General features: G+C 60.2%; 31 protein-coding genes. 11 read left to right on the top strand and 20 right to left on the bottom strand.

Going from position 1 to position 16,586, the window contains the following annotated elements:
• Window positions 1–5: 5 nt before the first annotated feature.
• Entirely contained in the window at window positions 6–185 is a 180-nt protein-coding gene (locus tag BMX85_RS05630) for a DUF3606 domain-containing protein (RefSeq protein WP_090315257.1), read from the bottom strand.
• A 288-nt stretch (window positions 186–473) separates the two neighbouring features.
• Between BMX85_RS05630 and BMX85_RS05635 the strand changes: the two genes are divergently transcribed.
• The 3 genes from BMX85_RS05635 (at window position 474) to BMX85_RS05645 (ending at window position 1,885) form a co-directional block, all read left to right on the top strand.
• Window positions 474–1,061 (top strand): PEP-CTERM sorting domain-containing protein, encoded by a 588-nt coding sequence (locus BMX85_RS05635; protein WP_090314648.1) that lies wholly within the window; start codon window positions 474–476, stop codon window positions 1,059–1,061.
• A gap of 349 nt (window positions 1,062–1,410) precedes the next feature.
• Entirely contained in the window at window positions 1,411–1,590 is a 180-nt protein-coding gene (locus BMX85_RS05640) for a hypothetical protein (protein WP_143067902.1), read from the top strand.
• A 58-nt stretch (window positions 1,591–1,648) separates the two neighbouring features.
• Window positions 1,649–1,885, top strand: a complete 237-nt coding sequence (locus BMX85_RS05645) for a hypothetical protein (RefSeq protein ID WP_218147302.1) — start codon at window positions 1,649–1,651, stop codon at window positions 1,883–1,885.
• A gap of 69 nt (window positions 1,886–1,954) precedes the next feature.
• Here the strand turns inward: BMX85_RS05645 and BMX85_RS05650 are convergent, their stop codons facing one another.
• From BMX85_RS05650 to BMX85_RS05665, 4 genes are read right to left on the bottom strand one after another with little or no spacing between them, the layout of a single operon-like run.
• Window positions 1,955–2,356: an STY0301 family protein gene (locus tag BMX85_RS05650; protein ID WP_090314650.1), complete on the bottom strand. Its 402-nt coding sequence runs from the start codon at window positions 2,354–2,356 to the stop codon at window positions 1,955–1,957.
• Between the two features lie 4 nt (window positions 2,357–2,360).
• Entirely contained in the window at window positions 2,361–3,032 is a 672-nt protein-coding gene (locus BMX85_RS05655; protein ID WP_090314651.1) for a BPSL0067 family protein, read from the bottom strand.
• Window positions 3,029–3,421: a hypothetical protein gene (locus BMX85_RS05660; protein WP_090314652.1), complete on the bottom strand. Its 393-nt coding sequence runs from the start codon at window positions 3,419–3,421 to the stop codon at window positions 3,029–3,031. Before BMX85_RS05660 ends, BMX85_RS05655 begins: the two co-directional genes overlap by 4 nt.
• 2 nt (window positions 3,422–3,423) lie before the next feature.
• On the bottom strand, window positions 3,424–3,822 hold the full coding sequence (locus tag BMX85_RS05665; protein ID WP_229210288.1) for a ubiquitination-like system serine protease family protein: 399 nt from the start codon (window positions 3,820–3,822) through the stop codon (window positions 3,424–3,426).
• On the opposite strand from BMX85_RS05665, the gene BMX85_RS05670 reads away from it, so the two are divergent.
• The 3 genes from BMX85_RS05670 (at window position 3,770) to BMX85_RS05680 (ending at window position 7,030) form a co-directional block, all read left to right on the top strand.
• The gene (locus BMX85_RS05670; protein ID WP_090314654.1) at window positions 3,770–3,985 is read left to right on the top strand and encodes a tyrosine-type recombinase/integrase; all 216 of its coding nucleotides are present in this window, start codon (window positions 3,770–3,772) and stop codon (window positions 3,983–3,985) included. The two genes, BMX85_RS05665 and BMX85_RS05670, sit on opposite strands and share 53 nt — an antisense overlap.
• Window positions 3,986–4,305: 320 nt before the next feature.
• Window positions 4,306–5,700, top strand: a complete 1,395-nt coding sequence (locus BMX85_RS05675) for a tyrosine-type recombinase/integrase (RefSeq protein WP_090314655.1) — start codon at window positions 4,306–4,308, stop codon at window positions 5,698–5,700.
• A 118-nt stretch (window positions 5,701–5,818) separates the two neighbouring features.
• Entirely contained in the window at window positions 5,819–7,030 is a 1,212-nt protein-coding gene (locus tag BMX85_RS05680; protein WP_177196650.1) for an nSTAND1 domain-containing NTPase, read from the top strand.
• Here the strand turns inward: BMX85_RS05680 and BMX85_RS05685 are convergent.
• From BMX85_RS05685 to BMX85_RS30395, 7 genes are read right to left on the bottom strand one after another with little or no spacing between them, the layout of a single operon-like run.
• Entirely contained in the window at window positions 7,005–7,310 is a 306-nt protein-coding gene (locus tag BMX85_RS05685) for a hypothetical protein (RefSeq protein ID WP_229210289.1), read from the bottom strand. The genes BMX85_RS05680 and BMX85_RS05685 overlap by 26 nt on opposite strands.
• Window positions 7,307–7,702, bottom strand: coding sequence for a hypothetical protein (locus tag BMX85_RS05690; RefSeq protein ID WP_090314657.1), 396 nt, complete (start codon window positions 7,700–7,702; stop codon window positions 7,307–7,309). Before BMX85_RS05690 ends, BMX85_RS05685 begins: the two co-directional genes overlap by 4 nt.
• Window positions 7,699–8,178, bottom strand: a complete 480-nt coding sequence (locus tag BMX85_RS05695) for a lysozyme (protein WP_090314658.1) — start codon at window positions 8,176–8,178, stop codon at window positions 7,699–7,701. Before BMX85_RS05695 ends, BMX85_RS05690 begins: the two co-directional genes overlap by 4 nt.
• Window positions 8,165–8,401, bottom strand: a complete 237-nt coding sequence (locus BMX85_RS05700; protein WP_090314659.1) for a DUF7940 domain-containing protein — start codon at window positions 8,399–8,401, stop codon at window positions 8,165–8,167. Before BMX85_RS05700 ends, BMX85_RS05695 begins: the two co-directional genes overlap by 14 nt.
• Entirely contained in the window at window positions 8,398–8,532 is a 135-nt protein-coding gene (locus tag BMX85_RS31295) for a hypothetical protein (protein WP_255372370.1), read from the bottom strand. Before BMX85_RS31295 ends, BMX85_RS05700 begins: the two co-directional genes overlap by 4 nt.
• Before the next feature lie 59 nt (window positions 8,533–8,591).
• The gene (locus BMX85_RS05705; protein ID WP_090314660.1) at window positions 8,592–9,029 is read right to left on the bottom strand and encodes an HNH endonuclease; all 438 of its coding nucleotides are present in this window, start codon (window positions 9,027–9,029) and stop codon (window positions 8,592–8,594) included.
• Window positions 9,030–9,191, bottom strand: coding sequence for a hypothetical protein (locus BMX85_RS30395; protein ID WP_177196651.1), 162 nt, complete (start codon window positions 9,189–9,191; stop codon window positions 9,030–9,032).
• A gap of 109 nt (window positions 9,192–9,300) precedes the next feature.
• Between BMX85_RS30395 and BMX85_RS05710 the strand changes: the two genes are divergently transcribed.
• Entirely contained in the window at window positions 9,301–9,909 is a 609-nt protein-coding gene (locus tag BMX85_RS05710) for a hypothetical protein (protein WP_090314661.1), read from the top strand.
• A gap of 49 nt (window positions 9,910–9,958) precedes the next feature.
• Here the strand turns inward: BMX85_RS05710 and BMX85_RS30400 are convergent, their stop codons facing one another.
• The 6 genes from BMX85_RS30400 to BMX85_RS05735 form a co-directional block, all read right to left on the bottom strand.
• Complete coding sequence (locus tag BMX85_RS30400) at window positions 9,959–10,120, bottom strand: hypothetical protein (protein WP_177196652.1); 162 nt, start codon at window positions 10,118–10,120, stop codon at window positions 9,959–9,961.
• A gap of 163 nt (window positions 10,121–10,283) precedes the next feature.
• Window positions 10,284–11,054 (bottom strand): hypothetical protein, encoded by a 771-nt coding sequence (locus BMX85_RS05715; protein ID WP_143067904.1) that lies wholly within the window; start codon window positions 11,052–11,054, stop codon window positions 10,284–10,286.
• A gap of 25 nt (window positions 11,055–11,079) precedes the next feature.
• Complete coding sequence (locus BMX85_RS05720; RefSeq protein ID WP_090314663.1) at window positions 11,080–11,607, bottom strand: hypothetical protein; 528 nt, start codon at window positions 11,605–11,607, stop codon at window positions 11,080–11,082.
• A gap of 49 nt (window positions 11,608–11,656) precedes the next feature.
• A complete protein-coding gene (locus tag BMX85_RS05725) occupies window positions 11,657–11,878 on the bottom strand; it encodes a hypothetical protein (RefSeq protein WP_090314664.1) in 222 nt (73 codons plus the stop codon).
• Between the two features lie 13 nt (window positions 11,879–11,891).
• Window positions 11,892–12,716: a hypothetical protein gene (locus BMX85_RS05730; protein ID WP_090314665.1), complete on the bottom strand. Its 825-nt coding sequence runs from the start codon at window positions 12,714–12,716 to the stop codon at window positions 11,892–11,894.
• Window positions 12,703–13,527, bottom strand: a complete 825-nt coding sequence (locus tag BMX85_RS05735; RefSeq protein WP_090314666.1) for a hypothetical protein — start codon at window positions 13,525–13,527, stop codon at window positions 12,703–12,705. The genes BMX85_RS05730 and BMX85_RS05735 overlap by 14 nt, the downstream gene beginning before the upstream one ends.
• Window positions 13,528–13,628: 101 nt before the next feature.
• On the opposite strand from BMX85_RS05735, the gene BMX85_RS29960 reads away from it, so the two are divergent.
• Entirely contained in the window at window positions 13,629–13,814 is a 186-nt protein-coding gene (locus BMX85_RS29960; RefSeq protein WP_143067905.1) for a hypothetical protein, read from the top strand.
• Window positions 13,780–13,995, top strand: coding sequence for a hypothetical protein (locus BMX85_RS29965; protein WP_143067906.1), 216 nt, complete (start codon window positions 13,780–13,782; stop codon window positions 13,993–13,995). The genes BMX85_RS29960 and BMX85_RS29965 overlap by 35 nt, the downstream gene beginning before the upstream one ends.
• On the opposite strand, the gene BMX85_RS30405 is transcribed toward BMX85_RS29965, so the two are convergent.
• Both BMX85_RS30405 and BMX85_RS05755 read right to left on the bottom strand, forming a co-directional pair.
• On the bottom strand, window positions 13,958–14,653 hold the full coding sequence (locus tag BMX85_RS30405; RefSeq protein WP_177196653.1) for a hypothetical protein: 696 nt from the start codon (window positions 14,651–14,653) through the stop codon (window positions 13,958–13,960). The two genes, BMX85_RS29965 and BMX85_RS30405, sit on opposite strands and share 38 nt — an antisense overlap.
• Complete coding sequence (locus BMX85_RS05755; protein ID WP_143067908.1) at window positions 14,650–14,892, bottom strand: Cro/CI family transcriptional regulator; 243 nt, start codon at window positions 14,890–14,892, stop codon at window positions 14,650–14,652. Before BMX85_RS05755 ends, BMX85_RS30405 begins: the two co-directional genes overlap by 4 nt.
• A 128-nt stretch (window positions 14,893–15,020) precedes the next feature.
• On the opposite strand from BMX85_RS05755, the gene BMX85_RS05760 reads away from it, so the two are divergent.
• On the top strand, window positions 15,021–15,842 hold the full coding sequence (locus BMX85_RS05760) for a helix-turn-helix transcriptional regulator (RefSeq protein WP_090314670.1): 822 nt from the start codon (window positions 15,021–15,023) through the stop codon (window positions 15,840–15,842).
• Between the two features lie 127 nt (window positions 15,843–15,969).
• The gene (locus BMX85_RS05765; RefSeq protein WP_143067909.1) at window positions 15,970–16,539 is read left to right on the top strand and encodes a hypothetical protein; all 570 of its coding nucleotides are present in this window, start codon (window positions 15,970–15,972) and stop codon (window positions 16,537–16,539) included.
• Window positions 16,540–16,586: the final 47 nt, after the last annotated feature.

Below are 16,586 nucleotides of genomic sequence, written 5' to 3' on the forward strand. Positions count from 1 at the left end.
GAAGTTTATCCCGCAGCCAACCTCTCGCGGACAGCTTTGGCACTGGTCCCGACTTCCTTGACCAATTGTTGCAGGCGGTCCTTGGTGACGCCGAGTTCGTTGGTCCAGTAGGTCACTTCATGTGCCTCGTTGACATTGATGCGGGCGCGGTCTTGCGCGCCAGCTTTGGTCAGGTCATCGCTCATAATTTCCTCCATAACAATAATGTCTGAAGGATCGCATGGTGAGCGGATTCCTACCGTTACCTGGCGCACACCGCCGGAGCGCCCGCCCGTCACCGCCTGCGCAAATCGCGCGGCGTCGTGTGCTCCGCCCCTCGTGAACGCCGGCATGGGCAGAAGCGCCGGCCAGAAGCATATTCGCATCGTCAACGCAACGGAAAAATTATCATTTAAATATTTATATTCACGATGCGGAAATGGCAATAGAATCAGCGAGGGAGTACTGTCCCATAACCGCACAAAGGAGCTGAAATGAAGAAGCTTATAGCTATATTTGCCCTGATCGCATCGCAATTGGGAAATGCGCAAGCGACCGCCGTGGTTTCCGATGTTGCCTATGAGGCGAAACGCATTTCATTCACCATATCCGGCGACTTGCTTGGCTACGCCGAGCCAGCAGGCGATTACGCGACAAACTACCTCAGTATTCTTTATACGGGGAATTTGTTCGCGGCAACGTCAAGCGAGACGAATTTCTACAACGGTGCGATCACCGGAGGTGCCGGTCCGGAACCAAGCCAAGGCTCGACAGGCGGATTTGGGCTCGGCTATGACTTCACCTGGATGATACTTTTTCAGATGACGCCGGAATCAGTCTTCTCCGGCACCCCCTTCTCCGTATCGTGGTATTCCCCCGTGTTGAATCCAGCTGGAACAGGAGAAATCCAGTTTTTGTGGGGCAACCCTTCCGCCACCACTACGACAATGATCCAGTCGTTTTCCGTTGCCAACGGGGTGGTCGGAGCTCCCGTCACAGCGGTGCCTGAAGCCGAAACTTACGCCCTGCTCCTCGCCGGCCTCTCCTTTATCGGCTTTGCGTCACGGCGCCGACGCGGATAATGCAATCGCGTTGGTGGCGGTCCGGCTGGTGGTTCACCAGCAATCAGCCACCAGCCAAATGAAAAAAAAGGCCAATCCGAAGATTGGCCTATCTCTTTGATTCTATTGGTCGGGGCGAGAGGATTCGAACCTCCGCCCCCGTGCACCCCATATGATTTACTCCTACCCCCAACATATTCCAACCGATGTCAACGCCTATTCGCACCCCTTTGAAATCATGTAGTTACAAAAAAATTTGTAGCAGCAGATTCCAGGCAGTACACTGCGAGGTCACTAACCTGTAGACAACTATCGCGACCGGGTGCTGGCGCCGGACGAGATCCGCGAACTGCGCGTAGCCCTGGATCGAATGCAAGCCGAGTACGACGCGGCGCCAAACAAGCGCCTTGCGGCCCAACCGCTCGAGCGGACCACCCAATGTGGGATATGGATCATGCTGTCGACGCTGTGCCGGGTCGGCGAGATGTCGATGGCCAGGTGGGAGCACGTCGACCTGGCGGCCAGTGAGTGGTTCCTGCCGAGAAGTTGAATATGACCGCGAGCGGGCCGAGCGATGCTCCCCCACGTCACCGGAGGAGAAATACCCGATGACTTGGGTGAAGCTCGACCGCTACGTGGAGCTCTCCGGCGACACCGTTGATTCTGTACAGTCGCGGCGCAAGGTCGGGAAATGGCTCGACGGGCACCAGTGCAAAATCGTCGATGGGCGGTTGTGGATCAACCTGCGGGCGATCGACGAATGGATCGAGCGATGGGAGGACAAAGGTCCTTCCCTCGCGCCGCTCGTCGCTTTGCGTCCGCCTGCGAAGAATCGTTTGAAATAGCCGCGCTCTGACACTGGCGCCGACGGTCCGGAGATGGGTCAAGCCGTGGCGCTGGCGGAATAGTCGGCGCTAGTCACACCAGATGCTGGCGGCGATCAGACGCCCGCGCCGCTCCTTCAGGCGCATCTCGCAGGCCCGCCCCCCGGTGGAAATTCGATACATTATCCGCACATACCCAAGCGGCATGCTGTATTCGCAGAACGCCCACTTTTCAAGGTCCTCCCGGACGACGTCATATTCGAATCGATAGCCGGCACCACCGCGCAGCGGCGCGCCGATCAGCTCGCCGTTGCGTTCAGCCGGCCCGACAGAAACACCCACCTGCACCAGGGGCGCATGCGGCGTGCCGGGAAATGGCGCCGTCCATCCCCGCTCGGCCAGGGTCCGCATCTGGTCGAGATCGGGGTATTTCGCCGGGCACTGTAGGGCAAGGGGTGCTGCGCCGACAGGCCCTGCCAATGCCAGCAACAATGCACTACTGCACAACCCAAAAATTGTCGTAGACGTTCGAATCACTCATGCCTCCCGGAATATGGGCAAGTCGCCCTCTACCGTATATCGCGCGCTGCTTAATCACCCGAAGCCCCTTCCACTGCTTCATGATGATGAAGTAATCCGGCCGACCTGTCTTGGTATCGAGCGGTCCCATTCCAAGAAAAAAACCGGCATGGTTTCCAGTCGGCTTGTTGGGGTAGCGCCCGTGCTTATCGAACGTTGCGATCACGGTGCCTACCCTGATGTAGCCGGCGTCGATGACCCGCACCCAAGGTCGCCAACTGCCCGTCCAGCCGACATCGGTGAATGTCTGAACCAAAGCAACGCAATCCCCGTTGCCAACAGTCGGCTTTCCCTCCAGGTTGTGGACGTCAGTATAAACGTGGGGCATAGCACCTCCAATCAAATGGGATGTGCCATTGTTGGACGCCTGCGCGGCGGCGGTATTGGAGAGGATCAAGCCTGCGTGTCGGCGCGGTTGCGCGAGATCGCCGGCGGCGGCGTCCAGCGGCAGCTTGTCGAACTCGAATGCCGGCCGGCCCGGCACTTCGATGAGGCATGGCCGGTACACGGGCACGTCGATGATCTGCGTCGCCGATGGGGCCGTGCCGCAGCCGGCTAGCAGCGCGACCGTGAGGATGATGTATTTCATTTCACGTCCTTCAGCAACTGGTTGACGGCCGGCATTGCCTCGTCGCAGGTGGCGGCGCGCGCGCCGGCGGCCGCAAGCGCTGCATCGTAGCGGCGGCCCTTCGCCGCGGCGATTTGCCGGGCGGCGGCGCCGCGCGCCTCGGCGGCCAACTTCTCCTTGCCGAGCTCGACGATGCGCGTGTTCTGCAGGTCGACCCCGGCGCGCAACGCGGCGACAATGCGCTGCTCCGCCTTCAACTCGACGACTGCCGTGTCGCGCGCGGAGCTGGCCAGCGACAGCGCCGTGCCGCCAGCGCCGCCTCCGACCACCAGCAGGCCGCCCAGAGCGATCGCGGCGACCTTCCAGATGCCACCGGCGACGGCGCCGCCGGCCATATTGAAAATGCCCATCTTCAGCTCCAGTCTGGAAGGTCGAACGTCTGCCAGGCCAGCTCGTGCGTGCTATCGCTGAGGAACTGGATCCGGCCGGCGGTCACGAACGAATGGCAGATACCACACTTGAACGGCGACTTTCTTCCCGTCCGCTGCTCGAAGTTGCACCAGCACTCCTTTTTGTCCCTGTCCATGCGGTGCCCATTGCGGGCCAGCACCGACGGCGTGAACGTCGGCCGCATCGGGTCGCCGTTGTCCCGCCAGATCGGGCGCTGGTGACCGTCGGCGACCTGCCCGACTGGCAGCACATGGACCTCGCCGCAACCAGGGGAGGGCCAGCCGTACGCCAGGTCGGGACTCAACTCGATGTGGATTCGCGCCAAGCAGCGCATCGGAATGAAGGACGACGTCGTGTTCAAGGATATTCGCGCACCCGGCGCCACGGACGCGGCGCGGCGCGGAGAGAACCGGAAGCACATCCAGGATCGGCTGGCGCACATGTCGGGCGAGACGACGGAAATCTACATCGAGGAAGTGTTCCCCGACGTATCCAACATCGACATGGACTTGCCATGGCGGTAGGCAAAAAGACAAAGCCCAGTTCCGATATTAGACAACCGTCTAATATACAGCGCTGGGCTTATATACAGTTCCTCTTGTAAGTCTTTGATTCTATTGGTCGGGGCGAGAGGATTCGAACCTCCGACCCCGTGCACCCCATGCGATTTACTCCTACCCCCGACATGTTCCACCAGATGTCAGAGCCTATTCCCACCCCTTTAAAATCATATAGTTACAAAAATGTTTGTAGCAACAGATTTCAGGCAGTACACTGCGAGGTCACTAATCTGTAGGGGTAATTGTAGGGGTAATTTCAAGAAACCTCCGACCCTGTATAAAAAATGGCAAAACTAACACAGCGGGGTTTAGAGGCGATCACGCCGACGCAGGTCGGGGTCGTGGTGCGGGAGGACGGCAATCTCTTTGGCCGCGTGCGAGCAACGGCCAGCGGTGGCGTTGCCATCTCGTTCTATTACCGGTTCCGGTTCGAGGGCAAGCTCAAGGATTTATCGTGCGGCACATGGCCCGGCGACAGCCTGGCGTCGATACGCACGGTGCGAGATGCTGCGCGCGACAAGGTGTCTGCTGGGGTCAATCCCGCGATCGATAAGAAGATCGTTCGGCACGAAATGCAAACGGAGGTAGCTCAAAAGCTAGCATCGATCGAAGCGGCCCGCGTCAAGGACTTGACAGTCAACGATCTCTTCACCGAGTGGATCACCGACGGCGTGCGCCGCAAGGACGGAAACGCGATGTTGAAGCGGATGTTCGAGGCGGACGTCCTACCAGCAATCGGCGCCATTCCAGTGAAAGACGTGGCCGAGCACCACCTGCGCGGCGTGCTGCGCGCGATGGTCGACCGTGGCGTCAACCGCTCGGCCGTCATTCAGCGCAACAGCCTGACGCAGATGTTTGCTTGGGCGCGCAAGCGGCAGCCGTGGCGCAAACTGCTGGCCGACGGCGATCCAATGGAGCTGATCGAGATCGAGAAAATTGTCGCGCCCGAGTACGACCTGGACAACTATCGCGACCGGGTACTGGCGCCGGACGAGATACGCGAGCTGCGCGTAGCCCTGGATCGAATGCAAGCCGAGTACGACGCGGCGCCAAACAAGCGCCTTGCGGCCCAACCGCTCGAGCGGACCACCCAATGCGGAATATGGATCATGCTGTCGACGCTGTGCCGGGTCGGCGAGATGTCGATGGCCAGGTGGGAGCACGTCGACCTGGCGACCAGTGAGTGGTTCCTGCCAAAGGCGAACGTCAAGGACAACGTCGCGGACCTGATGGTCTACCTGTCGCCGTTCGCTCTCGAGCAGTTCAAGCAGCTGCACGCGCTGACCGGGCATACCGAGTGGTGCTTCCCCAACCACGCAGGAACCGGCCACCTCGACGTCAAGTCGATCAGCAAGCAACTGGGCGACCGCCAGGTGACGTTCAAGAAGAGTAGGGATGGCTCGCCGCGCGTGCTGAAGAACAGGCGCAACGACAACACCCTAATCCTGGCCGGCGGCGCGAGCGGGGCTTGGACGCCGCACGACCTGCGTCGCACCGGCGCCACCATGATGCAGCAGCTCGGCGTGGCGCTGGACATCATCGACCGCTGCCAGAATCACGTGCTGGCGGGCAGCAAGGTGCGGCGACATTACATGCACCACGACTATGCAGAGGAGAAGCGCGCGGCGTGGGCGGCGCTCGGCGAGAGGTTGTTCGCAATCTCGGCGATCCTAACTTAATATAGGCAGATTGGAACGCGCTGCAATCAGTTGCGGCTTGGACTTTGACGGCGGATGCCTGTATATTATGTGCTTCGTACTTCGAAAGCTTAGCAAACCCCTGTTACTTGGTGAGAAAATGAATTCAGAAGAGCAATTCGCATTAATGCAGCGCATCTCGGAGTCGTTTAGCCCCAGCGCTCCAATTGACCAAAAGGTCCTCTTCGCTGGCAGGATTCAGCAGTTCACCGACGTTGCAAACGCAGTCGCACAGAGGGGGCAGCATGTTATCCTTTTTGGAGAAAGGGGTGTCGGGAAAACCTCGCTCTCGACGGTTATTTCGCACGCATTCAAAGGAACAGCAAACACCATCTCTTCAGGAACGATCAACTGCGATCAGACGATGGATTTTGGCGGTTTATGGCGCAAGGTATTCCGGGAAATCCCGATTAATGCTGGCATAACAAACGGCATCGGATTCAATGCAACTCCGACTATGCATACAGGCTCACTTGCTGATTATCTGCCGGCGACAGTCACACCGGACGATATCAGGCACATCCTGCAACGGCTGGGAAAAACTATTATTGTTATTGATGAGTTGGATAGGATTGAAGATCCGGAGGTGACAACCCTACTTGCGGACACAATTAAAACTCTGTCAGATCATTCTGTTCCAACCACATTAATTTTGGTAGGGGTTGCGGACTCAGTAAATTCGCTTATTCAAGAACATCAGTCAGTCGAACGCGCTCTAGTGCAAATCAGAATGCCTCGCATGACAGTAGCGGAATTGGATGAGATTATCGACAAGGGAGTTGCGAATGCTGGAATGACCATTGAAAAAGCGGCGAAAAATAAAATTTCGTCCCTTTCACAGGGGCTCCCGCATTACACACACCTATTGGCGCTTCATGCCCTTCAGACCGCTGCACGCAAAGGGCAGACGCATGTGACAGGCGAAGACGTTAGTTCGGCAATAGAAAACGCGTTAAGCAAAGCTCAACAAAGTATTATTTCGGCTTACCACAAAGCGACAAGTAGTCAACGCGAAAATCTCTATGCGCAGGTTTTGTTGGCGTGTGCGCTTGCGAAGCCAGACGCTTTGGGATATTTCTCTGCGGCGGACGTTAGGGATCCGATGACTGAGATAATGGGTCGCTTTTACGACATCCCAGCTTTCTCGCAGCATTTAAACGCATTTTGCGACGATCAGCGCGGTCCGATATTGCAGCGTATTGGCGAAACGCGTCGATTCCGCTTCCGATTTATCAATCCTCTCATGCAGCCATATGTAACCATGGACGGACTTAAACGCGGATTGATCAAGGATACATCGCTACTAAAATAGTGATCCGGAATCGCGAGGATTCGCCAGTCAACGGCAACCAGCGATAACAGCCTCCAGCTGCTCCTCGTACTTGCGGCCGACGGGCCAGTCCCGCGCGAGTGCGAGCACACGCCCGCCCGGCGTGTCTTCCATGCGCGCGCCCGAATTCATAAATCGGGCGCGCCGGCATGTCGGCCGGATCGACACAGCTGACGTAGGTCGGGATGTTGATCGTCTGCGTCGCCGGCGGCGCCGTGCCGCAGCCGGCCAGCAGCGCGATCGCCAGGATGATATATTTCATTTGAGATCCTTCAGCAACTGGTTGACGACCGGCATCGCCTCGTCGCAGGTGGTGGCGCGCGCGCCGGCGGCGGCCGCAAGCGCTGCATCGTAGCGGCGGCCCTTCGCTGCGGCGATTTGCCGGGCGGCCGCGCCGCGCGCCTCGGCGGCAAGCTTTTCCTCGCCGAGCTTCATGATGGCCGTGTTTTGGGCGTTGACGCCAGCACGAAGGTCAGCGACGAGCAGCCGCGACGTCTCCAGTTTGGAGACAGCATCGTCGCGCGCGGAGCTGGCCAGCCACAGCGCCGTGCCGCCGGCGGCGCCACCGACGACAAGCAGGCCGGCCAGAGCGATCGCGGCGACCTTCCAGATGCCACCGACGACGGCGCCGCCGGCCAAGCTGAAGGCGCTCACGGGACACCCGTCAGGCACAGCTCGCGCTCGGCGGCACGGCGCTTGGTCAGGCCTGGCAGCGGCACGAGGACGCCCATCAGGCGCGCCCTGTCCCAGCGCGGCAGCTGATTGCATGCGCCGACCACATCGCCGACGTAGAGCATGCGCGCCGCCGTCGAGGTGGCGGTGCTGCACGCGATGCCGGGCCCGAGGTTGAACGCGGCATCGGCGAAGGCGGCCAGCACTGGCACGGGCAGCCCAGGGCGGCACGCTTCGACTTGGGCGACGGCCTTTTGCATGTCGATGGTCAGCAGCGCGCCGCACTCGTCGAGCGAGTACTTGCGCTTCGCGACGACGTCGGCACCGGTGTGCCCGTAGCAGACCGTCAGGATGCCCGGAGGATCGTAGTATGCGACCTGGCGCAGACCCTCCGCCGGCACCGCGATGGCGGTGGCCAGGGCAGCGGCTACGGCCGCGCGTTGTTTAGCTGTTGCCATTCTTACCTCCGGACAGTTCGTTTTGTGCGACGAGGCGCGCGAGCGCTGCGGCCAGCGACACGCCGCCGTCGATGCCCGCGAACACGCCGGGGCGGATGCTGGCCGGCTGGTAGAACAGCACCACCATCTCGGCGGCGCCGAGCAGCGCGGCCAGCACGTTGAATTTCACGGACCACGCGCGCTTCAGCACCGCGCGCCAGTCGCCGATCAGTTTGATTTTCATTTGAGTTTCCACAGAGCGTAGACGGCGGCGGCGCCCGCCATGGCCGCGATCCACTTCGCGGGGCGCTCGAGCCAGCCCAGCACGCGGACGCCGCCGCGCATTGACGTCATCACCAGGACGGTCTTTTCCAAAAAATCTCTGGACTTTCGACCCGTCCCTCCCCTTCGAGGTCAATCCCCTCCAGATCGCATCAGAGCGACGCAGGCGACGCCTTCGCGCTTCGCCCCCATCCACCATCCTCGGTCGCCGTCTTACGGTCGTGGTGCGTCTTGCACAGCGGCTGCCAGTTGTTCGCGCTGTCCCAGAACAGGGCGCGGGCCCTGGCGATCAGCGCAGCATCGCCGCTGTCGATGGCCTGCTTCAGCTTGTGGGGAATGATGTGGTCGACCGCATGAGCGGGTACCGCGCGGCGGCCTTCCTTTGCGCAGTGCACGCACAGCGGGTGGACTCGCAGGTATGCGGCCCGAGCCTTGGTCCAAGCGCTGGTGTAGCCGCGCTCGTGGGCCGTGCCGCGCTGCTCGTCGACAGCGACCTGCTTGGCCTTCTCGTGCTTGGCGCAGTGGCCGGGCTTCTCGATCGACGCGCCGCATCCAGCCTGACGACAGATGGACTTGGCGCGCTTAGGCATTCAGTCCTTCAGGCTCTTGACGTCGGCGACCAGCGACTTGGCAGCCTCGGCGACCGGCTTGACGGCGGCGCCGGCCAGGTCGGCAACGACCTCGACTGGCGCTGCGGCGACCTTCACTACGTCGGTGGCCAGGTCGACCACGGATTTGAACAGGCCGAACATACGCACCTCAAATGGAAAAGCCGGCAGCGTAGTGATGCGGCCGGCGGCAAAGGTTATGGTGTTAGGACTAGCGTGTATGATCTGATGCTAGACAACGAAGGAGGATGCGATGATGTCAGGACAGCCCGAGCGACTTATCACTGCGCTTGCCGAACAGCGGCAAATGCTCGAAGCCTCAGCGCGCAGCTATGATGCCGGCAATTCCTGGGAAGCAAAACGCATGGCGACTGCAATACATGTTCTTATGTTTGATAAGGGTAGGCAAGAGTCGCTACTGAGGCGCCTCAACGTCCGAGGAAAATTGGGATTTGTAAGCACCAAGATCGATTTGCCTGAGGGCGTAATGCCGTTCGCTCCACTCACGCTGATAGGCATGGGTGCTAGAGCCGAAATCACACCCCAGTGCTTGGTATGGCCAGATGCGAATCCGAATGTTCAACTCATGCGATTTCATGTTTGGTGGGATCAACTCATATACAAAACGCCCGGCCTCGGCGGGTTCACCCGCGCCACCTTGATAACGATGATGCGAGATAGAGATGCAGCGCACGTAGACAATTCCACCTCACCTCTTTACGAAGCGATGGCCGCAAGTGTAGACCCGCGTATCACCGTAAGCTCGAAAACGGGCGGCGAACGCGGCATTCCAGGGGCGCATCTAGCCACCGTAAGGCAGATTGCTTGGGAAGTCCTCGAAACACTCAAGCAACTGGACTGAGCCCGTAGCTGTGCATCCCTGCAGCGAAACAAGGGGCGCGCTGCGCAGTTCAGTCGCGCCCGGCACAGTCTGGCTGATTGTTCGTGGTCAGCATGTCCCAACCCAGCTGGCGCCGGATCTCGTCCGACGTCGGCGGCGGGTCGTCCGACCGCGTGCGCGCGTCCATGTAGTCGCGGACGAGCTGCTTGGTCGGGTGCGTTGTGCTGGCCATGGCAGCCTCACGAAAGTGGCGCCGAAATAGAAAAAGCCACCTCAAGGGTGGCTTGCTCCCGCGACAATCGGTGCGCGGTGAACTTTTTCCAAGGCGATCGGAGAGCGCCTATGGGCCTATAGTAGCACATTCTAACCCGTACGCAACACCAAACCGCAGCTAACTACGGGGATGTCGCGGCCAAACGGTTACGCACCAAGTACGCCCGCCCGGCGGGCGTCGTCACATAGTATAAATCGCCTACCCCTTGCTTCTCACTAATATATTTTAGTTCCAGCAATACATCTACGGCGTGCTCGGTCTGGAGCCTATCTATGGTTCTAGCCTCTAATAAAGAACGTCGCTCAATACCTTGGGACTCTTCGGCTATAATTTTCAGCACCTTGAGAGAGGGGGAATCTAAGGTATCACTGGGGACCGGTTCATTGCTAGCGGGCGAGATCGACACAGGTGCCAGATCTCCAGCCAATTCAGCATTGGCCTTTCGAAGATTTTCAATTATAGTTTCGCGGTCCTTAATTTCCCCTTCGTGAACCTTCACCAATTCTCTAACTTGCTTGCGAAGTTCACGTGCTTCCTCTTGCGTTAGGGGTGTTTCATCATCAATTTTTGTCTGAATTTCTTTTAGTTTCTTTTGCTGTTCCCGCGAGTATTTATATATCAAGTGCGACGGAATCGGATAGGCAAAAATATATAACATCGCTGTGACGAGCGGGAACACAATCCCGTAACAAACCCAGTATATCCATTGTTCCGGAAATTTCATGCCTAGTAAGTCGATCGCCAGAAATTTATCGGACGGACTCATCGACGAAATTAGTATCAGAATATAGCGATAATTCCAAGCACACCACGACAAGGCAAAAGAAAAGAAGAGCGGACTTGATGCCCTGTCGTAAAGGTGAGCTTTTAGGCTTTTGGTGAAATCGTCCATTGCAATAATCCGTTGCCAAAAGGCACTAGTATGGATTAATTACATGACGTTTTCTAGGGGCTTCGCGAGAGATGCTGCTAAAACAACACCGCCGTGCAAATATTCTTCCGAAGCTTCGTTGCCAATTCCGCGCGCGCCTCGGCGGCCACTCGACCAGCGACGCATTCGGGAAGCGCCACACGCTGGCCAGGCTGCAGGCGCGGTAGATCGCCCACACGTGCAAACGCGGCATGCTGTCGATCGCCGCGTTAGTGGCCTGCGCGATCCGGATGTCGTTGGCCTGCTGCGCCTCGTAAAGGTCTACCCCGTGGGCGTCGCCCTCGCCGCACATGCCGCGCATCGTCTTGGCGCCCAAGTCGCGGTCGCTGTCGCCGACCATCCAGTTTTTCCAAAGCTCCAGGCACAGGTCGACTGGATCCGGTTTCGTCCACGGGTCCATGCGCAACGCCGGCGCAGCGGCTGCCACGGTGTGCACCACCGGCGCCGCCGGCTGCTCCTCGACGAACGTGACGTTCGGCAGCCTAGTGGTGGCGCCGCGCCAGCCAAGCGTCAACTACGCGCGCTTCTTCTCGGTGGCGCCGATCACGCCCAGCAGCTCGCGATTATTGTCCATTGCGCTGCTCCTTCGGCCAAATCGGGCACGTCCAGACAAGGACCGCGATCAACAGCGCCTCGATCAGGATTACCGCCTGCGCAACACCGCGCTCGAGCATGTCGTAGCCGGCAGACCAGCCGACGATCAGGGTGGCCGCGAAGCCGATCGCAGTGCAGATCGCGCGCTTAGAAGGGCGCAGCCGCTGCAGGTGTTTAATTTCTTGGTCCATCGTTTGCTGCTCCCTATGGTTTTGGTGGTGGTGCTGGGCGCTGTGCCGCGCCTGGTGCTGTTGGCCGTATGTCCGTCATCGGGATGCCGGTGCGCCGCGCGTACGCCTCGACCTTCCGGTTGATCTCCGCGCGCTCAGCGGCGTCGGCGGCGACGCGCTGCTCGTGCTCCGCCTCCAGTCGAGCCTCGCGCGCGACCAGTCCATCGGCGATCATCTTCTTGATGGCCGCCAACTGCTCTCGCGCCATGTTGCTGATCGGCTCGTCGCTGGCCGGGCCCGACAGTAGTGGCTGAATGGTCGGCACAGGCAGTAGACCCGCCACCACCGCGCGCACCAGCGCCTGGTCGCGGCGCCCACCGTCCCAGCCGATCGATGCAGTCCAGGTGGTCTGCCGGCGCGCGGCCCGCGCAGCCGCCACCAGCCGAACGTACGCCTCCTTGAAGGCCATTCGCGCGCCGACCTCGTCACCTAGAGCCATCACCGGTTTGGCCAGGGAGTACGCCTCCGCGCATTCCGCCGTCCATACCACGGTATCCGCCTCGTCCTGGCTGCGCAGTGCGATGGCCCAGGCCTCCTCCGCGCCAGGCCGGCCGTCGTTCAGCACGGAGGCCTCGATCTGCTCGATGATGTCGGCTGGCTTCGGCGTGAAGCGCCCGCGCACCTTGTCGACGCAATGGGCGCCCAGCGCCGCGCGCACGGTAGCAAGCGAATACGGCGCCAGCGCGGCAAAAAACATGCTCTTCGCGCCGCCGGCGATGATCTTGTTCGCACCCGAGCCGATCAGGTCGTACACATCGTCCAGCAGCTGGGCGAAGTCGTCGTAGTCATTCGCGTGCATCGATGATCCTTTCGTTGTTGGCGCCCGGTGCAATCCCCAGCCGTCGCTTCGCTTCTTCGTTCGCCGCGCGCTGGGCGGCGGCCAGGTCCGACGGCGCTCCCGGGGACGCACGCGGTGCCGGCTGCAGCTTCTCGTTTCGTACCCAGTTGCGCCAGGTGGCCGACCAGTCGGCCTTGCGGCCCTTGGCGCCCGGCTGTGCGATCCAGTAGTCGAAGAAGGCAGCAGCCACTGTAGACGGGCGCAGGTCGGGACGCTCCGTTTTGCAGAACTCGGTATCGGCTTCTGTGGGATGCCAGTCGAGGGGCAAGCGCGAAGCGCGTGCTGACTCTGCTTTTGACTTTCGTTCTTTCTTCTCTTTCTCTTCTCTACTCTTCTCTTCTCTAGGCGTTTCCGATGCGTTACTGGCGTTACACGGCGTTTCATCCTCCGTAACGGCAGTCGCAGCAGCTTTGCGCGCGCGGTGCGCGGCAACGCGGTCGGTGCTGCTGTCGTCGGAGCGCTCGCGCTTCGTCTGGCGTTTCTCCCACTCGACGACACGCCCGTCCGCCAGCATCCCGCGACCTTCCAGCGCCGCTATGATGTTGGCGGTTCGCGTCTCGGTGTCCGGAAAATTGAAGAGGCAGTCGACAGCCTCCGCGTCGATCTGGCCGTAGATGCCGCGCGGCGTGGCGGCGCTGGCTGCCTCAAGCAGGAAGGCCCACACGGCCAGGACGTCAGGCAGCGAGGCGCCGGCCTTGCGTGCGACCAGTTGGAACTTCGGGTCCGTAACGCTGCCATGGTGCCAGCGGAACCAGTCGATACCGTTACTCATCTGCGGCGCTCCAGCGGCGATACCACGCGGATGTGGCGCCTGCGGTCTGTTGAGACATCGTGTTTCTCCAACCTTCCATCCAGCCGTATAAAGGGTCGGGCATGACCAGCGGGCTGGAATCGCATGGTCGCGGCCGCGCAGCCGGTGCCCCATTTGAAAACTTGCGCCGGCGCGTGGCCGGCAATAAAAAGGTGGAAACTCCCAAGCGTGTTAAATTGGCAATTCCACTTGATAATTTGAAAGGAAGTTCCCATGAGCGTTTTGAAATCAGCCAGCTTCAACATTGAGATTTCCGGACCCGGCCCAACGATTGCCCGAGAACTGGTATTTAGCAGCGGCGAGACGATATCGTTCAACATCAAACTCCCTCTCGACCGGGAAGACACGATCACGGAATTGCATCGAAAGTCCGCCGCTCGCGTGATCGAACTTATGCAGAATTTTTTAAATCCGCCAGAAAAGAAGTGACGTCGACAGGCGGCATGCCGACGGCGCATGCATAGGCCGTGGAAGCCGCCCAATCCTCTATCTTCCGAACCTGAGCATCGGTCAACGGCTGGGGGCACGCCAAGCAGGCCAGCGCCGCCTTCAGCTGCTCGACCTTCGCCAGCGCGGCGTCGACGGCGCTGGTGTCGATCGTCAGCACTAGGTCGGCGTCCACGGGGCCGGTGGCCGTGCACGCAGCCATGCGCTCAGCGTCGGCAGCCATCTGCGCGGACTCGGCGGCCATTTTGGCGGCGGCCTGGTCGAAGTGGACGGTGCTGGGCTGGCCGTCGATGCTCCAGCTGGAGTTGCCGACCACCGGGCCGAAGCGCGTGCCGCCGGCGGTGTGCGCGCCAATGTTTCCGCCACCGGCGGCCAGCGCAGCCTCGGCCTTCAGCGCGCGCTCGCGCCATTCGGCGGCCTCGCGCACCTCGGCGCCGGCACTCAGCGCGGCCTCCAGGAAGTTCAGCACTCTGTCGGTGCCCGGGACGGAGCCGTAGACGTCGCGGGTGGTGGCGATGGCGGCGCGGACGTCGGCGGCCAGGGCGGTGGTGGTCATTGTGGTTTCCTCGGTGGTGGTGGGCGTGTCACCAGAATTGGTTAGACGGTCGGCCGGCGCGCCTGTGGTGCTGGTGGCGGTCATGTGGCGGCCTTGCTTGTGGTGCCGAGCAGCGCGACGATTTTGGGATTTGCCAACCGCGTGCGCGAGATGTTGTACAGGGCCTCGATCTGGCCGGCGCGCATGAGCGGCACCCAGCCCTGCTTGCACCATTTCTGGACCGCCGGCTGCGTGACGCCCAGATCCTTCGCAAGTTTGTCCTGAGTGCCAGCAGCAGCAACGGCCGCAGCGATACCAGTGTGAGACTTCGATTTCGGGGACATTAAGAGCCTTGATCCAAAGTTGTTCATTGAAATGATATTTTACGCCTTTCATCTTTATAACGCCATAGTTTTACATCTTTTGGCAAATAGGCTACACTTCGGATTCATTACTCCTTTATGGTTATAAGATGGATAACGTCTTCGGAACCCTAGTGCAGCAATACCGGGAAAAGGCAGGCCTCACCCAGGATGACCTATCCAAATTGCTCGATGTATCCCAGCAGACGATCGCGAAATGGGAGTCGGGGCGCGCATATCCGCGCCCAGCCGCCTTTGCGAAACTGAGTTCGGTTCTGAGAATTCCCCATCAAGAAATCATAGAACCCTACGGGCAGAGCAAAGGTGCGCGCGCCCCGGATCTCGCCCGGAACCTATACGAGAACACCCAAAACGAACTGAGGCGAGCTGAAGGCGCTCGCGGAAGAGATATCAGCAACGATATTGGCTTCCCTCAATTTGACGTGAACCCGTACGCTCCTCAGACGCTGCGCAAAGATATGCTTGCCACACTCGAGCCATTACTGAATGCGGAGCGCCCAGGGGCTAAATGGTCTGAAAATGTGAGAAGAGGTACGCTCAACTGGCGGATTGACTACTCCGACAACGAAGTCGTCGCAGAATTTAAGTATGCGGAATCACCTGCGGCGCTAAAGAAAATGCTCGGCGATGAAGTACGGCTGGCCCTATGGAATCTAACGACGCTGCGCGCCAGCCTGCGGGATGATCGCCAATACCTCCTGATCATTATGATGCCGGCAAATGTTCGAGTCGACTACGAAGAAGGTGATCCGGAGTGGGATGATCTCGAAATCCTCACGAACGAACAAGCTGTTCGCCGACTCAGCGCGGAAGCTGCGCCACTCGATCTGTCGATATTTGTAGCGAACAGCCCTCGCCAGGTGCTGGCACTTATTAAGTTGCATGGGAATCAGGCGACCGATCTCGGCTAACCCCACTCTGGGATGCGCCAAGCGGCGCATTTTTTCCGCCCAAATTTACGCCTTATATAAATCGAATGTTGTATTTAAGATTCCATCATGCTAAAGTTGTCTCACTAACCGAACTCGTGAGACCACAATGACCTCTACTTCCACCAGCACCACCCCGGCCGAGCCCGGCCGCGATTCCTTCCCCTTCCAGATGAGCATGCACGCCGCGCTGGCCGCCCGCGCCAAGCTCAACTACCGCACCGCGAGCGCCGAGGCCGTGGCGCTGATCGAGCGTGGCATGCTGGTGGCGAACCCGATCGACTTCCTTGCCGCCGGCGACGCCCAGAAGCGGCGCCGTGCGGACCAGGTCGCCACGCAGGTCATCGACTGCGGTCTGGAAGTCGAGCGGCAGTACGCCGAAGCAGCGAAGGTGCAAAGCAGCGCGACGGTTGACCAGCTGATCGCCGCGGCGTTCGCCGGTCCGCGCAGTCCGCGCAGCGCCGAGTACAAGGCCGGCGCCCACCCGTCCTCGCCTTCCGTATTGGCGGGACGCCGATCACCCGCCCCTATGCCGCCGGCACGCCGCACGACGATGCGTTCGACGCTGGCCAAGTTGAGGGGCACGCTATCTGGCGCCGGGCTGTCGCTGCAGGTGCTGTATGAGCGCGCACACGCCGGGTCGGCTACCCTCGCCCGATTACAAAATCACCGCAAATGAAACCGTAATTTTCGTGCCAGCCGGCTATATCTTCTTCGGGGGCGCGC

Source organism: Duganella sp. CF517, from assembly GCF_900110275.1.
GTDB lineage: Bacteria > Pseudomonadota > Gammaproteobacteria > Burkholderiales > Burkholderiaceae_D > Rugamonas.

What these genes read in the sequence shown, in the direction of transcription:
- BMX85_RS05630 (WP_090315257.1), bottom strand. Translation starts at nt 185, where the DNA reads ATGAGCGATGACCTGACCAAAGCTGGCGCGCAAGACCGCGCCCGCATC.
- BMX85_RS05635 (WP_090314648.1), top strand. Translation starts at nt 474, where the DNA reads ATGAAGAAGCTTATAGCTATATTTGCCCTGATCGCATCGCAATTGGGA.
- BMX85_RS05640 (WP_143067902.1), top strand. Translation starts at nt 1,411, where the DNA reads ATGCAAGCCGAGTACGACGCGGCGCCAAACAAGCGCCTTGCGGCCCAA.
- BMX85_RS05645 (WP_218147302.1), top strand. Translation starts at nt 1,649, where the DNA reads ATGACTTGGGTGAAGCTCGACCGCTACGTGGAGCTCTCCGGCGACACC.
- BMX85_RS05655 (WP_090314651.1), bottom strand. Translation starts at nt 3,032, where the DNA reads ATGAAATACATCATCCTCACGGTCGCGCTGCTAGCCGGCTGCGGCACG.
- BMX85_RS05660 (WP_090314652.1), bottom strand. Translation starts at nt 3,421, where the DNA reads ATGGGCATTTTCAATATGGCCGGCGGCGCCGTCGCCGGTGGCATCTGG.
- BMX85_RS05670 (WP_090314654.1), top strand. Translation starts at nt 3,770, where the DNA reads ATGTGGATTCGCGCCAAGCAGCGCATCGGAATGAAGGACGACGTCGTG.
- BMX85_RS05675 (WP_090314655.1), top strand. Translation starts at nt 4,306, where the DNA reads ATGGCAAAACTAACACAGCGGGGTTTAGAGGCGATCACGCCGACGCAG.
- BMX85_RS05680 (WP_177196650.1), top strand. Translation starts at nt 5,819, where the DNA reads ATGAATTCAGAAGAGCAATTCGCATTAATGCAGCGCATCTCGGAGTCG.
- BMX85_RS05685 (WP_229210289.1), bottom strand. Translation starts at nt 7,310, where the DNA reads ATGAAATATATCATCCTGGCGATCGCGCTGCTGGCCGGCTGCGGCACG.
- BMX85_RS05695 (WP_090314658.1), bottom strand. Translation starts at nt 8,178, where the DNA reads ATGGCAACAGCTAAACAACGCGCGGCCGTAGCCGCTGCCCTGGCCACC.
- BMX85_RS05700 (WP_090314659.1), bottom strand. Translation starts at nt 8,401, where the DNA reads ATGAAAATCAAACTGATCGGCGACTGGCGCGCGGTGCTGAAGCGCGCG.
- BMX85_RS05705 (WP_090314660.1), bottom strand. Translation starts at nt 9,029, where the DNA reads ATGCCTAAGCGCGCCAAGTCCATCTGTCGTCAGGCTGGATGCGGCGCG.
- BMX85_RS30395 (WP_177196651.1), bottom strand. Translation starts at nt 9,191, where the DNA reads ATGTTCGGCCTGTTCAAATCCGTGGTCGACCTGGCCACCGACGTAGTG.
- BMX85_RS05710 (WP_090314661.1), top strand. Translation starts at nt 9,301, where the DNA reads ATGATGTCAGGACAGCCCGAGCGACTTATCACTGCGCTTGCCGAACAG.
- BMX85_RS30400 (WP_177196652.1), bottom strand. Translation starts at nt 10,120, where the DNA reads ATGGCCAGCACAACGCACCCGACCAAGCAGCTCGTCCGCGACTACATG.
- BMX85_RS05715 (WP_143067904.1), bottom strand. Translation starts at nt 11,054, where the DNA reads ATGGACGATTTCACCAAAAGCCTAAAAGCTCACCTTTACGACAGGGCA.
- BMX85_RS05725 (WP_090314664.1), bottom strand. Translation starts at nt 11,878, where the DNA reads ATGGACCAAGAAATTAAACACCTGCAGCGGCTGCGCCCTTCTAAGCGC.
- BMX85_RS05730 (WP_090314665.1), bottom strand. Translation starts at nt 12,716, where the DNA reads ATGCACGCGAATGACTACGACGACTTCGCCCAGCTGCTGGACGATGTG.
- BMX85_RS05735 (WP_090314666.1), bottom strand. Translation starts at nt 13,527, where the DNA reads ATGAGTAACGGTATCGACTGGTTCCGCTGGCACCATGGCAGCGTTACG.
- BMX85_RS29960 (WP_143067905.1), top strand. Translation starts at nt 13,629, where the DNA reads ATGACCAGCGGGCTGGAATCGCATGGTCGCGGCCGCGCAGCCGGTGCC.
- BMX85_RS29965 (WP_143067906.1), top strand. Translation starts at nt 13,780, where the DNA reads ATGAGCGTTTTGAAATCAGCCAGCTTCAACATTGAGATTTCCGGACCC.
- BMX85_RS30405 (WP_177196653.1), bottom strand. Translation starts at nt 14,653, where the DNA reads ATGACCGCCACCAGCACCACAGGCGCGCCGGCCGACCGTCTAACCAAT.
- BMX85_RS05755 (WP_143067908.1), bottom strand. Translation starts at nt 14,892, where the DNA reads ATGTCCCCGAAATCGAAGTCTCACACTGGTATCGCTGCGGCCGTTGCT.
- BMX85_RS05760 (WP_090314670.1), top strand. Translation starts at nt 15,021, where the DNA reads ATGGATAACGTCTTCGGAACCCTAGTGCAGCAATACCGGGAAAAGGCA.
- BMX85_RS05765 (WP_143067909.1), top strand. Translation starts at nt 15,970, where the DNA reads ATGACCTCTACTTCCACCAGCACCACCCCGGCCGAGCCCGGCCGCGAT.